Below are 16,455 nucleotides of genomic sequence, written 5' to 3'. Positions count from 1 at the left end.
TGCCTATTTTTAATGTAAATGACGCTGACCTGTTTTAACACTGCCACCACTGGCTGCGCCGGTTGCTGCATTGTTTTGCATTATCTCAGGCAATTCAGAGACAAAGGGCTCGATGCCCATAGCTTGGTAAATTTTAGTGGGGTAGATAGCTTTACCCTGAGTAATAACTAACGCAAGCTTACGGATATCGCTGATATTTTTAGTAGGGTCACCATCCACCAACAATAAGTCGGCATCGCGGCCTACAGTAATCTGGCCTTTACGCTCAGTAGCATTACTAAATTGAGCGCCATTTAAGGTTGCAACTTGCAGAGCCTGCGCTGGTGTTAAACCTGCTTTAACCAACAACTCCAACTCTCCTTGTAAGGTAAAGCCTGCTAATTCATCTGTCCCCGCTACTATTGGAATACCGGCCTTGTACATGAGCCCCGTAAATTCAAGCATTTTTGCGTAAGACTTAGCATAAAGAGCGGCGGTAGCTGCATCGGGAATATCCACTTCTGCAGTATGATATTGACGTTGTAAATCGGGTGGTAGATGACCAACGATATCCTTCCAGGGATCTCCCACTGTGCCGTCTACTTTTTTCAGAAAATCAAAGGTTGCTAGGGTTGGGTCAATGGACAAACCTTTGTTCTTTAATAAGCTTATAAAGTTCTGAATTTTTTTGCCCTGTAGGTCAAAATCAGCAAACTCACGAGCGGGTAAATAAAAGCGCTCCAAAGTGCGGGTATCCGTTTCGGGTTTAACTAAAAAATTGAGCACCAGTTGGTTAATATGCTGAATTTCATCAAAACCAGCTTCTATAGCATCTTCTGCTTTTAAGAATGCTGGCACATGTCCACTGACTCGCATTCCGCGACTATGGGCATAACTCACCGTATCTTTGAGTATTTCTTTAGGAAACGAATTATAAATTTTAAGCTGATGGTAACCATGAGTGACATACCAATTAATCGCGGCCTTGGCTCCAGCTAAGTCACTTACCACAAAACCACTACGTGCCGACATTTCACTTTCACCTTCTAAAAATCCAGTCGGAAAAATAGTCGGGGCGAGTAATTTATTTTGGTCAATTTCATCCAGCATCAATTGCAGCGTGGCATTATCGTTACCCATATCACGCAAAGACGTTACCCCTGCAGCCAGATGTAAGCCACCTTCCCAGCGTGAAATATGACCATGCATATCAAATAAGCCAGGCAACATAATGCGCCCTTGGGCATCAATAAAATTATCCACTGGTGTTGTTAGGCTGCCTGCGGGAACAATTGCAGTGATTTTACCGCGCAGAAAGAACACATCACTGGGCGCAGTGACTGTAGTGCTGGCACTATCAAAGATCCGCGCATTTCTGACTACCGTCAAGCCATCAAGCTTGACTGGTAGATCTTTGGCTCTGGCTTGTAATAAGGCGGTTTCAGCTTCTTGTTGAATGGCATTCATTTTTTGGGCATTGGCTTGCCAGCCATCGTCAATCAAGGTCAGATAACCTGGGATCAACAAGGCAAATAAATGAGGGTCATCACCATTGGTTGCCCAAACAAACCTAGGCTCTAATCCCATACCCGTTTGCACCAACAGCTGTACTTTTTGTTTTTCACCGCCTTTTTCAACGATTAAATCGCTCACCACTTCTTGAGTCAGTGTACCTGAAGGCAATAAAGCTATGCTGTTGTTACCACTTTTAGCTATGGCATTAATGGCAATAGATAAAATCTCAGCCGAGCCTTCTATCGGCATATATAAGGCACTGCCAGCAACTTTTGCACTGCCGGTTTTTGCACCTGCACTCCACGTGGCTTGGTCGCCTTGTTGGCTGAATTGTTCATTGATGACAGAGCCAAAAGTGGAGTTACCCTTGGCACTATAATTGGCAACTGTACCATCGTCTTTTAAACTGATGGTTTCATTTAATTCTGGCCCACGGCCATTATCTTTAAAGATAAACCGCACTTTGGTTGCACCTTTGTCATCAATCTCCACTACTTGTTCACCCGCTTTAACGCCATTATCCACCAAGATCGTATAACGACGGGTTTCCGCGGCGTGTGTCATAGTAATCAGTAAAAACAAAGTACAAAGACTGAGGATTTTTGGATACATATGTATTCTCATTTGAAAGCAAATAGACAGATTCAAGTTAAATGGATTGTATACCCAAGCCACCAAAAAATACCAATTTCACAGTGACTTGGGTAAAACCGTACTATATTTTACCTTTTGTAACTAACCCCAAAATTCGAAACGAATCCTCGTGGTGAACACGTTAGCAATGGTAAATTGTCGGGATTTATTGCTAAGTTTAATTTAACAGGATAAGTTCAATTTAAGTGTAACTTGGCGCTAAGCAGAATATCGCTATGGCTTACACAAACTCGTACAATTTAAGCTTTTTGGAGTTCATATAACTAGCATGTGTGTTTGCGTAAAAACCAGCAGAAAACCAAGCCTCAAAGATTGGCTATGGTTACTATTGGTTTGTTGGCATACTACTGAGGCTAAAGATTTATTAGTGATTGCAGGTTGGGATAAACCTCCCTACGTCATATCACATCAAGATAGTGGTTACGAAGTTGACCTCGTCCGTCAGGTATTAGCGACTGCCAATCATCGTATATCTATGCTTCATGTTCCTTATGGTCGTACTTATGAAACCATGAAACAGGAAAATGCTGATATCGCTTTAACTTTAAATGCCAAATCTGGAGTACCACCAGAAATATTAAGCCAACCCTATATCACCTATCAAAATGTGGCTATCAGCCTGAAAAAAAACAATATAAAACTCAACAAGCTAAGTGATTTTCGCCTGTTTAGTGTGATTGCTTTTCAAAGCGCTAGTAAGGTACTTGGCAACGATTTTGCCTCGGCAGTCAAAGAAAATTTGCTCTATATTGAATTGCCAGAACAGCGACGTCAGGTAGAAATGCTACTAGTAGGCAGTGTTGATGTGGTGGTGATGGATGTCAATATTTTCAATTATTACAGTCGTGTCATTAAGGGTGAAAACCAAATGGATGATGTGAATGTATACGCTTTATTCCCGCCTACCCACTACAGCGCAGCGATCAGCGATCCTGAACTTAGAGCGACCTTTGATAGAGCAATGGCAAATTTTAAATTGTCCGAGCAATACCGCCAGTTACGTCAGCAATACAATATTATCTATCCCGTTGAATTCTCGATGGTTAATCTTGATAAATAGCATAGATAAGCCAAGTTAAATGTTTAAAGCACCGTTAGGATTTCATTTACGTTTTTTTTACGTAGAGCATGCTCTGGTATAGAAGCATTGTCGGCCGGATAACCCACCACTAACAACATAAAGGGCCTTTCATTATCAGGGCGCTGGCATATCTTCGACAAAAAGCTCATGGGTTTTGGGGTATGGGTTAAGCTTACTAAACCTGCATGATGTAAGGCTTGGATCAAAAAACCTGTAGCGATACCCACCGACTCATGTACGTAATAATTGGTGTGTTTTTCATCATTATCTTGGCCGCTGGTTTTCTGGCTAAAGATGGCAATTAACCATGGGGCGTGAGCTAAAAAAGCTTTGTCTGCATCTGTGCCTAAAGGCTTTAAAGCGTTCAGCCATTCTTCACCTGCACGGCCTGCATAAAACCCTTGTTCATGAACTTCTGCTTGTTCACGTATTTGTTGTTTAACGTCTTGGGACTGAATCGCCACAAAATGCCAAGGTTGATGATTGGCGCCATTGGGGGCGGTACCAGCGGCTTTAATGCAATTTTCGATAATGGTTTGGCTCACTGGCCTATCGCTAAACTGGCGAATACTGTGACGGCGTTTGATATCCAGATAAAACTGCTCTGAGCGCGCCAACATTTCATGCTCAGGATATTCGATATAATCATTGAGCGGTGTTGAATCATGTATTTGCATTGTTTCATCCTGTATTGTGCTGCAAGCAAGTGACAAACTTAAGTGCATTGACTCGCTATATGATTGAATATATAACAATTATCACTCTACGAGCCAGCCAAGCTCACCTGTAATCCGAGGCCTATTAGCTTGAGTAAGCACCTAACGTGGATATTAATGTGTACACTGCTAATGACATCGTCCAGCAAAGCAGAAGAGTTGCTGGTTGCCGTTGCTGCTAATTTTAGTGGGCCAATGCAAGAGATTGCCGAAGTATTTACTCAAACCCAGCCCCATAAGATACAACTCGCTTTTGGTTCATCTGGAAAATTTTTTGCGCAAATTGTTAATGGCGCACCCTACGACCTTTTCTTTTCAGCCGATCAAACTAAACCTCAAGCTCTCATCGACCAAAACTTAGCTCTAACAAGCAGTCGTTTTACCTATGCTTTAGGTGCACTGGCCTTATGGTCAGCCGATCCACTTAAGATAAACAATGATGCCTCAGTTTTAGTGAGTGACAACTTCAATAAGTTAGCACTCGCCAACCCTAAACTGGCTCCATACGGACTTGCCGCCATGGATGTATTAATTAATATGCAATTAATGGAGGCAAGCCAAAAACGTTGGGTACAGGGCGAAAATATCGCACAAACCTATCAGTTTATTGCCAGTGGTAATGCTGATATCGGTTTTGTGGCAGTATCACAGATCATGCAAAATGCGGTACTAAAAAAAGGTTCAGCTTGGATAGTGCCAAGCACCTTATACCGCCCAATAAAACAAGATGCGGTGCTCTTAAAACGCAGCAAACACCTTACAACAGCCAAGCTGTTTATGGACTTTATGCAAGGTCCTGAGGCCAGCCATATCATTCGGTCGTTTGGCTACACCTTGGAGCAAAAACAACCATGAACTTAAGCGCTGCCGATTGGCAAGCTATCGAGTTGACCTTAAAACTCGCCGCAACCGTTACTGTGCTGTTATTGATCCTGTGCACACCTTTGGCTTGGTGGTTGGCCACCAGCAAATCTAGATGGCGCGGGCCAGTGGCGGCGATTGTTGCCCTGCCTTTGGTTTTACCCCCTACGGTATTGGGGTTTTATTTATTACTGGCAATGGGGCCTAATGGCTGGCTGGGGAAACTCTCTCAAGAGCTAGGTATCGGACTGCTACCTTTTACCTTTTGGGGATTAGTACTGGCTTCCATGTGTTATTCGCTGCCCTTTGTAGTGCAACCATTACAAAGCTCTATGCAAGCTATTGGCAACAGGCCGCTGGAAGTTGCCGCCACCTTGGGAGCTGGCCCGCTTGATCGATTTTTTACTGTGGTATTGCCCCTGAGTAAACCCGGATTTATCGCCGCAAGTGTATTGGGTTTTGCGCACACTGTAGGCGAATTTGGTGTGGTATTAATGATAGGCGGTAATATCCCCGGCCAAACTCGAGTGGTATCGGTGCAAATTTACGACCATGTTGAAGCCCTTGAATACGGGCAAGCTCATGGTTTAGCCGCTAGTTTAGTGGCATTTTCGTTTGTCGTATTATTGCTGCTGTATTATTCGCAATATAAAAAGTCGGCCTCTAATATGCGTTTTGGTTTGTAAGTGCCCATGACTGACTCTCACATCCAAGCCCGTTTTAAGCTCGCCTTTACCAGCCAAGCGCAACAAGGTTTTAATCTTGATGTGGATTTATATTTACCCGGCAAAGGTATCATTGCCCTGTTTGGCCATTCTGGCTCAGGCAAAACCACTTTGTTACGGTGTATGGCGGGTTTACAAAACTGCGACAAGGGCCTGATGCAGGTCAATGGCCAGGTGTGGCAAGATGGCAAAACCAACTTGGCTACCCATAAACGGGGTTTAAGTTATGTATTTCAAGAATCCAGTCTGCTAGCGCATTTAAGTGTTAAAGCTAATCTACTCTATGCACTTAAACGGGCCAAACAACGCAGCGCACAAAACCTTGCGCAAATCGTCGCGATGATGGATCTCGGTGATTTGCTTAATCATCACCCCGAGCAATTATCAGGCGGAGAAAGGCAGCGTGTGGCTATCGCTAGAGCCCTGTTAACTGAACCAAGTTTGTTATTAATGGATGAACCATTAGCCTCGCTTGATATAAACCGTAAACAAGAAATACTGCCCTATCTTGAAAAACTCAAACATAACACTAAAGTACCGGTTGTTTATGTCAGCCATGATATCAACGAAGTCGCCAGATTAGCTGACTATGTCGTGGTGATGCAGCAAGGTAAAGTCATGGCTGCAGGTGACCTCAATGAAGTTCTGCCACATATCTCCTTGTTTGTAGGCATGGCCGAAGATGCTTCAGTGGTATTGGATACTGCACTCATCGCCAAAGACCCTGAGTGGAATCTTATTCAAGTCAAACTTAACCAGACCACTGACGCTTGTTTGTGGCTGCGTGACAGTGGCGAAGCTATCGGCACCACCATGCGTATCAGATTACAGGCTAAAGATGTAAGTATCAGTTTGAGCGAACATCAGGACAGCAGCATAGTTAACCGTCTGCCAGCCCTTGTGCAAGCCTTTAAACCTGATCAAGATAAAGCTATGGTGTTAGTAGAATTACGCCTAGACGACTGCATTATCATGGCGAGGATCACACAACGCTCATTAAGCCATCTTAAATTAGAAATTGGTATGCAGGTTTGGGCACAGATTAAATCGGTGGCGATAGTCAGTTAGATAAAAAAAAGCCGTCGAGATGACGGCTGTTTTAAATCTGCTTTATAAGGCTAGGCAACGGCTTGTTGCATACCTTGATGAGATAAATATTCTTCGTAAGTACCTTGGAAATCGATAACTTTATGATCTTTGATTTCTATTACGCGAGTCGCTAGAGAAGAAACAAATTCTCTATCATGACTTACAAAAATCAGTGTGCCGTCAAAGTTTTTAAGCGCATTGTTCAGGGCTTCGATAGCTTCCATATCCATGTGGTTGGTCGGTTCGTCCATTACCAATACGTTTAAGTCGGCCATCATTAACTTACCAAACAATAAACGGTTTTTCTCACCACCCGAACAGACCTTGGCCTTTTTGTTAAAGTCATCGGCACTGAATAACAAACTACCTAATAAACCACGAACCATTAAGTCATTGTGTTTAGGTGTACGCCATTGTGACATCCAGTCAAACAGAGTTAAGTCACCATCAAAATCCACCGTGCTGTCTTGTGGGCAATAACCTACCACCGCGTTTTCAGACCACTTAACCACACCTTCGGCTTGTAACTCATTCATCAAACAACGTAAAAAGCTGGTTTTGCCTACGCCGTTTTCACCGATAATCGCCAACCGAGCACCGGCTTCTAGCAATATATTGGCACCTTTAAATAATGGCGGCTGTTCAAAACCAAAGCTCATATCTTCAAGGATCAGCGCCTGACGATGTAATTTTTGATGCTGTTTAAAGCTGATACGTGGAGTACGGCGACTAGAACTTTTCACTTCGTCTAGTTGGATTTTGTCCATACGTTTAGCTCGCGAGGTAGCCAACTTAGCTTTTGATGCGTTCGCCGAAAAGCGCGCCACAAAGGCTTTTAATTCGTCGATTTCTTCACTCTTTTTGGCGTTTTCACGCAACAATTGCTCTTGAATTAGCGATGCAGCTTCTTGGTATTTTTCGTAGTTACCCGGATAAATGCGCAATTCACCGTAGTCGATATCAGCCATGTGAGTACAGACTGAATTTAAAAAGTGTCTGTCATGCGAGATGATAACCATGGTGGATTTACGCTGATTGAGTACTTCGGCCAACCAGTTGATGGTGTAAATATCCAAGTTGTTGGTCGGCTCATCAAGTAACAGGATGTCTGGATTAGCAAACAAGGCTTGGGCTAATAGTACCCGCACTTTCCAACCGGGAGACACTTGCGACATCAAACCATAGTGATAGTGCTCTTCAATGCCTGCTTCTAATAAAATTTCGCCAGCTCGGGCTTCTGCAGTATAACCATCCATTTCGGCATATTGGGATTCTAAATCGCCCACTAACATGCCGTCTTCATCACTCATTTCTGGTTTTGCGTAAATCTCATCACGTTGCTGTTTGACCTTCCACAGCTCCATATCGCCCATGATCACGGTATCCACTACAGAATACTTTTCAAAGGCAAATTGATCCTGACTGAGTTTACCGAGTTTTTGCCCAGGTGTGACGGACACGTTGCCAGATGAAGGCACCAGATCACCGGTAAGAATCTTCATAAACGTGGATTTACCACAACCGTTAGCGCCAATCAGGCCATAACGATTGCCATTACCAAATTTAGCTGAGATGTTTTCAAATAAAGGCTCAGCGCCAAACTGCATGGTGATATTTGCGGTAGAAATCAAAACGGTATTCCAGATAGTAAAGAGATAAAAAAACCAAGGTACACATGAAATGCGGAAAGCCGTCGTGCAACACTACTCAGTTCAAAACGGCGCGCACTATATATAAAAGGCCGTCAAAAGTCGAGCAAGACTGCTCAATATTTGCACTATTTGTTGTTGTCGCAGTGTTAAAACATTAAAAACCGTCACATGACTTAAGTAAGTCAATGACTTGTTATTAAATTGCTGAAATTATTAACAATATTAGTTGGTTTAATGTCACCAATAAGTGATTAGCCTTTAGCCATACCATCACTTTTATTCTCGGCTGGACGAGCCTGTAAATATTGTTGTGTCATTTTCTCGGCCGAACGGCCTGCCACATAACCACCTAAACCAATTTGTAACAAGGTCCAGGCATCTTGTGCCAATGGATTGGGTAACCAGCCAAAACTATCGCACACCACCAATACCAGAAATGTCAGCATAGTAATTGGCCGCCAGTTACGCTGTATCCACGATTGCCCTGTTGCTTCAGCGGTTATAATCGCGGTTTTACTTTCGAGTAATTTATTTTCGTAATCAATGACCTTGGCCAACAATTCGTTTTCTACGGCTTTGATCTGACTTTGTAATTTTAATTTTTCTTCGTCGCTGGTATGTAAGTCATCAATGAGCTTAGCGGCTGGCTCAAAAATATTGCTGATAAAAGAAAAAACATTCATGTCTCCTCCTCGGAGTTAATCCACTTGATTAGGCATTAGTTTTTTAAATGCCGTGTAATGTTGTTGAATTTTGTTGCCATAGAGCTGTTTTTGCCCCTTGCCGTTGTACATCCCAGCAAAATCGGTAAAAGCCATTTCTTGCAAATAACGCAGCATAGTGGGCGAAAAAAAATCAAACAGGCCATTGATTTGCCCTTGTATGCTAGTGCTAAAAGCCTTAAACATTTCTTCTACTGATTGATAGCCAATACGCTCGAAATGAAAGCCCATAATTTGTGGGGCGCCCATACTGATAGATAACATGGCTGCTTTGGAATCTAACTGACAGGCAAATTCGAACACCTGCCATTCGGCGGATTGGTTTCCGTGAAAACTCTGCCATTCACCCAGAGGTTCGCTACGCCACTGATGTTCAGTCCAAACCTTATCGTTGTTATATTGAAAATGCTGACGAAACTGCTGCGCATTATTCTTGCCCCAAAAAGTCCAAAACTTATGGTTTTCAAAACGAATAATCATCTTGTCACTGTTATTTTGCTCAAAGCCCTTACCCGAACTTTCTACACATAACACCGCTAATGCACAGGCTACATCTAGCTGTTTTTTATCGCTCAAGTCTTGTAACAACGCGCCCCAACGGTTCCATGTTGCAGCGGCATTACGTTGTTCACTACTCCCACTTATGGTCAAAATAGTCTTAGGTGTGAGTCTGGCCAAGGTTTGGCCATGTTCCACTATGGGGATTCGCTCTGCTTCCGTTTGCTCATCCAAAGCGCTAGGTATAGAGGTAACTTGTGGCGCTGCCTGCGAGTCGATATGCAGATATTCGCTTTTGACATAGCCTCGGTTGCCATTAAAACGAATTTGGCTCCAATCGAGTTGTTTACCTTCAACCCACACTCGACTATCTAAACTTAATTGACCAAATAAACTGGCTGTCACATAAGGGGCAGATCTTACATTTAAAGCAGTGACATTGACTAAGGCGTAGTAACCGCTAGTGACATAAACCAGATCGATAAATTTGGCCATGACATAAGCCGACTTACCATTAAATTCAATTTCTAACCAATCGTTTACCACTGCGAGGGTTTTTACCGATGCACCCAAGGCCAAAGATGCCAAGGTTTTGGCTGATACAGAAGGGGATTGGCGAATATTGAGTGTGGTCGCGGTTACCGTGCCACTTAAGCGCGCTAGATCATTGACGGGTTGCAAGTAGTGAGTGGATACAAAACCAAAGGTATCTGCATAAGAGATTTGCAGCCAGCCATGATGTGGGCCATCACCACACACCACCATACCTTCAGTAAGTTGGCCAATTATCAAGCTAGTGCTTTGTGGCAAACTACGCACATTCAGCACTTGGGTTGACACTGCGCCTAACATAAGTGCTTATTTCCTAAACACGCTTTTGAGTGACATTCCATGACAATGTTAATCGTATTGTAGATGTAATAATGAGTAACTTAACTACTAGCAGATCCTGTCAAAAGTGCTAAGTAAAGACTTGAATTTTATTTACACAAGCATGGCATAACCAATAAAGTGTGAATAAGACTTGGTAATATTGACGGTAGTACCCATAAATACGAAGCAGTAATAATTGTTGCAGGGGCCTATATACCCAAACCATTTGAAAATGCAGGATTCAGCGCCCTTGTTTTATGACTGAAGCTAAACTCACCACCCACAAAAGGATATTTTCATGCAAAATTCATCTGCTATGAGTATTTTTACTAACATATTTAAGCATGAAGCCGCAGGTGGTTTTATTCTGGTTTTTGCAGCCGTAGTTGCCATGATCATGGCCAATACCTCACTCAACGGTTTTTATCAGGGTTTTCTGGAAATCCCTGTGAGTATTCGTTTTGGCGATTTTGAAATCGCTAAACCACTGATTTTATGGGTGAATGATGGCTTAATGGCCATATTCTTTTTTCTGGTGGGACTTGAGATAAAACGTGAGATCCTTGATGGCAGCTTATCATCCGTATCACAAATTACTTTGCCAGGTGTGGCAGCCATTGCAGGTATAGCTGTCCCTGCGCTGATTTATGTGTGGTTCAATTTTAATGACCCCATAGCCATAAAGGGCTGGGCTATTCCCTCAGCTACCGATATTGCTTTTGCCATTGGGGTATTTACTATATTTGGTAAAAGTCTACCACTTAGCTTAAAGCTGTTTTTACTCAGTGTGGCTATTTTTGATGACATTGGTGCCATTGTCATCATTGCCTTGTTTTATTCACAAGATTTATCCGCTACATCGCTGGTTGTGGCATTAAGCGGCATGGCGGTATTGTTTGTTTTTAATCGCTTTAAAGTTCGCACTCAAGGCGCTTATATTCTCATTGGTGTAGTGGTATGGGCTGCAGTATTAAAATCAGGTGTACATGCCACCTTAGCGGGTTTTGCCCTAGCTTGGTTTATTCCATTAAGACTTAAAAATGAAGATGGGCATGCCATGCTGCCTCACCTTGAACACAAGTTGCATAGTTGGGTCGCATTTTTGGTATTACCTTTATTTGCTTTTGCCAATGCCGGCGTATCTTTAGGGGGCATCAGCATGGAAACGATATTTAACCCCATCACTGTCGGCATAGCAGCAGGCCTGTTTATTGGTAAACAATTGGGTATTTTTGGCATTTGTTGGCTTACCATCAAGTTAGGTTTTGCCAAACTGCCAACAGGAGCGACCTGGTTACAACTTTATGGTGTAACTCTGCTGTGTGGTATAGGTTTTACCATGAGTTTGTTTATTGGCACCTTGGCTTTTGAAGACCAACCTTTACAATACCAAACCAGCGTCAAAGTAGGTGTGCTTTTTGGCTCTATTATTTCAGCCTTAGTGGGCGCATTTTTGCTGGCCAAAGCAAGCAACAAAGATGCAACTCTCAGCAAGGATCCAGAGATTACAGCACAAAGTTAATGTGCAATCGGTAGTTTAAAATAAAAGACCCGCCAACTGGCGGGTCTTGTGTTTAGCATAGGCGAGCTTGTTAAAGTGCAATTAACCTTATTGAGTTAAGGCTCTTAACATCCACGCGGTTTTTTCATGTAAACGCATGCGATCGGATACTAACGCCGCTGTTGATTCGTCATCAGCTTGTTGAGCGGGTTTTAATACCGCACGGCACGTTTTCACTACCGCCTCATGGCTTTTAACTAAGATCTTCACCATCTCAGCAGCTTCAGGCACACCTTCAACTTCGTCGATAGAACTCAAACGCACAAACTCTTTATAAGTACCGGGTGCCGCAACATCCAAGGTACGAATACGTTCAGCAATGTCGTCAACAGCAACGGCCAGCTCGGTATAGTGTTCTTCAAACATTAAATGTAACTCACGAAAACGTGGGCCAGTGACATTCCAATGAAAATTATGGGTTTGCAAATACAGGGTATAAGTATCTGCCAATAGACTTTTTAACCCGTCGGCAATAGTTTGACGATCGACCTGATTAATTCCAATATCAATAGTGCTCATACATAGCTCCTTAATTAGCTTGGTTTAAGATCTTGCGGTGCAGTGCTTGCGATATAAAACATAATGCCTTCAATATTTATACAAATCGCTTAAGCATAAATCACCTTGTCACTTACTGACATGAGGCTAAGTTAGCATTATTCAAGCAATAACCTCAGCATATAAAAACGATTGGCCTAATCGATTCTTCTCATTTTGTTATTACTTTGAGCTCAAGGATGATAACAAACTCACATTAAACGAGGTGGTTATGCAATTTATAATTCAACAATTTCTTTTTCCAAAGCAGGTTAAACTGGCAGCACAATGGCGTATAAAACAATGTAATTACCCCAATAATTATTATGGTGACCAAGTATGCGCCCCCTTAACTGTCGAGCAATCCGCTAGAAAAAAATAGCTAAGGAACACGGCTAAAACCGCGCTTTAATGACGATAATTGTTAGTGATTTGTAAGCTGTTTGTAGTTTTATCTAGTATTAGTTAATCTAATCCTAGTGGCTAAAAAATGTGCATTGCAGTATCGCGTTCCAGTCACTACAATCCGCGCCTTATTGACCCCGGCAGTGTATAGCCAAACTCAGAGTAGGATGCAGTGGACAAAAGCGAATTTATTCAGATCCGCCGATTTATCGTTAAGCTTGGAAAGATGTTACACAAGTACGGTACACCTGCGTTTCGCCTTGAGGCCTACCTGCATGAAGTGGCTTTGTATTTAGGGGTGCATGCCTCTTTTTTATCGACCCCTACTTCGCTTACTTTTGTGATTTGGAGTGATAAACACGAAGACGAATATAACCATGCTGCACGGGTTGATCCCGGCGATTTAGATATGAATTTGTTATCCCTTACCGATGAGTTAGCCATTCAATTGTTAGAAGGGCAACTCACTTTGAGTGAAGCGGATAAACGTTTAGATGAAATCAGCATGATGCCAAGCCCTTATGGCAAGCTGTTGACTGGCTTGGCTTTTTTAGGTGCAACCAGCGCCTTTGCCATGTTGATGGGCGCCAGTTTACGTGAGGTAATGTGGTCTGGCTTATTGGGATTGGTAGCGTATTTTTGGACCCTGTGGGCGCAGTACTCTAAACGAGTGAATTTAATGCTTGAGCCAGTCACCTCCTTTGTGGCGGGTTTACTGGCCTGCGCCATTAGTTATTATTTTGCACCGGGCATTAATATCCCTTTGATGGTCTTGTCATCGGTGATTATTTTGGTGCCTGGTTTGGCGCTGACGATGGGCTTAGCAGAATTATCTTCGCGCAATTTGATGTCGGGTACGGCCCGAATAATGGATGCGATCATGCAGTTATTTAAACTGTATTTTGGCGCGTTTTTGGGTATCAGTGTGGGTTTTAGCATATTTGGGGCAAACGAATTTGTACCCGAACCTTCGCTGCCTTACTGGGCAACTTGGGTGGCGGTATTTTTATTATGTTTTGCCTTGGTCGCTATATTTCGTACCCGAGTCAAACATATACCTTGGGCTTTGTTATCGGCTTTTATTGCCTATGGTGCATCAACGTGGAGCTCGGCGTATTTAGATTTTGGTCTAGGAACCTTTGTTGGCGCTTTTGCCTTAGGCGTTTACGCTAATTTGTTTACCCGCATTGCTAATGCACCTTCCACAATAGTGGCCATGCACGGTTTGATTGTATTGGTACCCGGTTCTAAAACCTATATTGGCTTAAATTCGTTTATCTCAGGACAGGATTTTGTGCAGGCAGAACATATAGGTCAGGAAGTGTTTTTAATCTTTATGTCACTGGTGGCAGGTTTGATCTTTGCTAACGTAGTGATGCCCACTAAAAAAGCCCTTTAAATTAGACGAGCGCGACTCGCCCTGTTTTTCGAATAGTCGCTTAAGCTGGCGAAATTTAAGCTTCGCCAACTAACTTGCAAACAATTGGCCAAGATCTTTAAAGGCTTTAAATTCCAACGCGTTACCGGCAGGATCAAGAAAAAACAACGTCGCTTGTTCACCTACTTGCCCTTTAAAACGAATATAGGGTTCAAGGATAAAATGTGTTTTGGCAGCGGTGAGTTTATCGGCCAACTGCTGCCAATCATCCCAAGCTAATACCACACCAAAATGGGGGACTGGCACCGCGTGAGAATCAACTTCATTAGGTGTAGGGCGACTTGGCATCTGCGCCACCAAATGAGTAACAAGTTGGTGGCCAAAAAAATTCCAATCAATCCATTGCTCAGATGAGCGACCTTGCGCACAGCCTAATAGCTCACCATAAAATTCGCGAGCATGTGCAAGAGAGTCAACGGGGATTGCTAGATGAAAGGGCATGACAGCCATACTTCTTCCTTATATGTTCCGGAACTTACAGCAGTTTTTTCAAGATCTTAAGTTTTGACGCACTAAAAGGCGGATAGCGTAAGGCGACATCAAACAAAAAACTGCGTTTTAATACGGATTTGAGATGACTAAACGTATCAAAACCAAATTTGCCGTGATACGCCCCCATGCCGCTGTTGCCCACTCCACCAAAAGGTAAACTCGGATTCGCCATAAACATCATACCGTCATTCACCCCTACGCTACCGGCACTGGTTTGACTTAGTACTTGTTGCTCAAATTGGGTATTTTTGGTGTATAGATACAATGCCAATGGTTTTGGTTTACTGTTGATCAGTGGAATGGCATCTTGAATCTTGTCGACCGTCAAAATAATTAAAATAGGTCCAAAAATCTCTTCTAACATCACCGAGCTGTCAGCACTGGGATTAAGCACAAGAGTAGGTGCAATATAGTTAGTATCTACATCCATCTCACCACCCAAAATAACATCCTGATCTTGCAGATAGCTAGTCAGGCGCGCGAAATGACGAGCATTAACAATACGACCATAGTCCTTACTTTTACTGATATCAGATCCGTAAAATTCGCTGATCTTTTGTTTAAGCGCCGCAATAAAAGGCGTTAAAAATGATTTTTCAATAAGCACATAATCAGGAGCAACACAGGTTTGCCCCGCATTCATCCATTTACTCCAGGCTATCCGCGCGGCAGTAACAGTCAAATCGGTAGTGCTATCGACGATGCAAGGACACTTGCCACCTAATTCTAAAGTAACTGGGGTTAAATGCTCTGCGGCTGCACGCATCACGATTTTGCCAACCCCTTCGCCACCTGTGTATAAAATATGATCGAAGGCCTGTTTTAATAATTCGGTGGTTTCAAGCACTGCGCCCGTCACAACCTGATAAGCGTTTTGATCTAAATATTGTGGCAGGTACAAGGCAAGTAATTCAGCTGTTTTAACCGATAATTCAGAGGGTTTGAGCACGGCGCAATTACCTGCAGCAATGGCAGCCACTAAAGGAGCCAGCACTAGCTGCAGTGGATAATTCCATGCGCCAATAATTAATACTGTACCCAGCGGTTCTGGTAACAAATAACTTTTACCCGGTTGTACAAACATCGGTGTCGATACTTTACGCGCCTTTGCCCAACTAATGAGGTGTTTAACTGTATGATCGATATCGCTGACCACAAAACCTATTTCAGATGTCCATGCTTCCTGTTCACTTTTGCCTAAGTCGCTTTTTAGCCCAGCTAAAAATGCAGCTTCTTGCTCCACTAACATGAGTTTAAGTTGTTTGAGTTGGGCTAAACGCCACTTAAGGTCACGGGTAATACCCGAACTAAATGTGGTTTTTAAGTGGTTAACTTGGTTAGTAATAACATCGGCTTGCATATCATCTCACTGCATTAATAGAATCGGGCATTAATAGCGACAGACTATACCCTGTGGTTCGACCACTTTCATAGCCTCTATTGTCAGGTTTTAACAAAAAAGCTCAAATCAGTAAATTATTGATGAATTTTATGTGTAATCTACGTATAAGGTTTGCTGCACTTATTGTCGTTAAGTATTAAAGACTTGGGCCGTTAAATAACAAAGCTTTGTGCTATTAAAATATTTGCGATTCTTTGTCATCTCTTTGTCAAAGACCACAAATAGAATGCCGCCCTTTTGAATTCAGTCGTTGTA

The 16,455-nt window shown here is 42.8% G+C and carries 14 protein-coding genes; 6 read left to right on the top strand and 8 right to left on the bottom strand.

The annotated features are described in order from the left end of the window. Positions 1–9: 9 nt before the first annotated feature. Positions 10–2,106, bottom strand: coding sequence for an amidohydrolase family protein (locus AX660_RS06650; protein ID WP_068374260.1), 2,097 nt, complete (start codon positions 2,104–2,106; stop codon positions 10–12). A gap of 310 nt (positions 2,107–2,416) precedes the next feature. Here AX660_RS06650 and AX660_RS06645 point away from each other — a divergent pair, with 310 nt between their 5' ends. Next, positions 2,417–3,208: a substrate-binding periplasmic protein gene (locus tag AX660_RS06645; protein WP_068374257.1), complete on the top strand. Its 792-nt coding sequence runs from the start codon at positions 2,417–2,419 to the stop codon at positions 3,206–3,208. 23 nt (positions 3,209–3,231) lie between these two features. On the opposite strand, the gene AX660_RS06640 is transcribed toward AX660_RS06645, so the two are convergent. Next, a complete protein-coding gene (locus AX660_RS06640; protein ID WP_068374252.1) occupies positions 3,232–3,906 on the bottom strand; it encodes a nitroreductase family protein in 675 nt (224 codons plus the stop codon). 156 nt (positions 3,907–4,062) lie between these two features. On the opposite strand from AX660_RS06640, the gene modA reads away from it, so the two are divergent. From modA to modC, 3 genes are read left to right on the top strand one after another with little or no spacing between them, the layout of a single operon-like run. Next, entirely contained in the window at positions 4,063–4,800 is a 738-nt protein-coding gene (modA, locus tag AX660_RS06635) for a molybdate ABC transporter substrate-binding protein (protein ID WP_068374249.1), read from the top strand. Beyond that, the gene (modB, locus tag AX660_RS06630; protein WP_068374246.1) at positions 4,797–5,492 is read left to right on the top strand and encodes a molybdate ABC transporter permease subunit; all 696 of its coding nucleotides are present in this window, start codon (positions 4,797–4,799) and stop codon (positions 5,490–5,492) included. The genes modA and modB overlap by 4 nt, the downstream gene beginning before the upstream one ends. Before the next feature lie 6 nt (positions 5,493–5,498). Further along, on the top strand, positions 5,499–6,599 hold the full coding sequence (gene modC / locus AX660_RS06625; protein ID WP_068375304.1) for a molybdenum ABC transporter ATP-binding protein: 1,101 nt from the start codon (positions 5,499–5,501) through the stop codon (positions 6,597–6,599). Between the two features lie 50 nt (positions 6,600–6,649). Here the strand turns inward: modC and AX660_RS06620 are convergent, their stop codons facing one another. The 3 genes from AX660_RS06620 to AX660_RS06610 form a co-directional block, all read right to left on the bottom strand. After that, complete coding sequence (locus AX660_RS06620) at positions 6,650–8,251, bottom strand: ABC-F family ATPase (protein ID WP_068374243.1); 1,602 nt, start codon at positions 8,249–8,251, stop codon at positions 6,650–6,652. A gap of 272 nt (positions 8,252–8,523) precedes the next feature. Further along, the gene (locus AX660_RS06615; protein ID WP_068374240.1) at positions 8,524–8,955 is read right to left on the bottom strand and encodes a 3TM-type holin; all 432 of its coding nucleotides are present in this window, start codon (positions 8,953–8,955) and stop codon (positions 8,524–8,526) included. 15 nt (positions 8,956–8,970) lie between these two features. Further along, positions 8,971–10,344, bottom strand: coding sequence for an N-acetylmuramidase domain-containing protein (locus tag AX660_RS06610; RefSeq protein WP_068374237.1), 1,374 nt, complete (start codon positions 10,342–10,344; stop codon positions 8,971–8,973). 337 nt (positions 10,345–10,681) lie between these two features. On the opposite strand from AX660_RS06610, the gene nhaA reads away from it, so the two are divergent. Next, positions 10,682–11,887 carry a Na+/H+ antiporter NhaA gene (nhaA, locus tag AX660_RS06605; protein WP_068375301.1) on the top strand — a complete coding sequence of 402 codons (1,206 nt, stop codon included), beginning with the start codon at positions 10,682–10,684 and terminating at the stop codon, positions 11,885–11,887. A gap of 87 nt (positions 11,888–11,974) precedes the next feature. Here nhaA and AX660_RS06600 read toward each other — a convergent pair whose 3' ends face one another. Next, positions 11,975–12,445: a Dps family protein gene (locus AX660_RS06600; protein WP_068374234.1), complete on the bottom strand. Its 471-nt coding sequence runs from the start codon at positions 12,443–12,445 to the stop codon at positions 11,975–11,977. Positions 12,446–13,040: 595 nt separating this feature from the next. Between AX660_RS06600 and AX660_RS06595 the strand changes: the two genes are divergently transcribed. Next, the gene (locus AX660_RS06595; RefSeq protein WP_068374230.1) at positions 13,041–14,267 is read left to right on the top strand and encodes a threonine/serine exporter family protein; all 1,227 of its coding nucleotides are present in this window, start codon (positions 13,041–13,043) and stop codon (positions 14,265–14,267) included. Positions 14,268–14,336: 69 nt separating this feature from the next. Here AX660_RS06595 and AX660_RS06590 read toward each other — a convergent pair whose 3' ends face one another. Both AX660_RS06590 and AX660_RS06585 read right to left on the bottom strand, forming a co-directional pair. Continuing rightward, positions 14,337–14,756, bottom strand: coding sequence for a VOC family protein (locus AX660_RS06590; protein ID WP_068374227.1), 420 nt, complete (start codon positions 14,754–14,756; stop codon positions 14,337–14,339). 25 nt (positions 14,757–14,781) lie between these two features. After that, complete coding sequence (locus AX660_RS06585) at positions 14,782–16,158, bottom strand: aldehyde dehydrogenase family protein (protein ID WP_068374224.1); 1,377 nt, start codon at positions 16,156–16,158, stop codon at positions 14,782–14,784. Positions 16,159–16,455: the final 297 nt, after the last annotated feature.

The sequence above is a fragment of the Paraglaciecola hydrolytica genome, from assembly GCF_001565895.1.
Taxonomy (GTDB): Bacteria; Pseudomonadota; Gammaproteobacteria; order Enterobacterales; family Alteromonadaceae; genus Paraglaciecola; species Paraglaciecola hydrolytica.
This window is presented reverse-complemented; position numbering and strand designations above follow the sequence as displayed.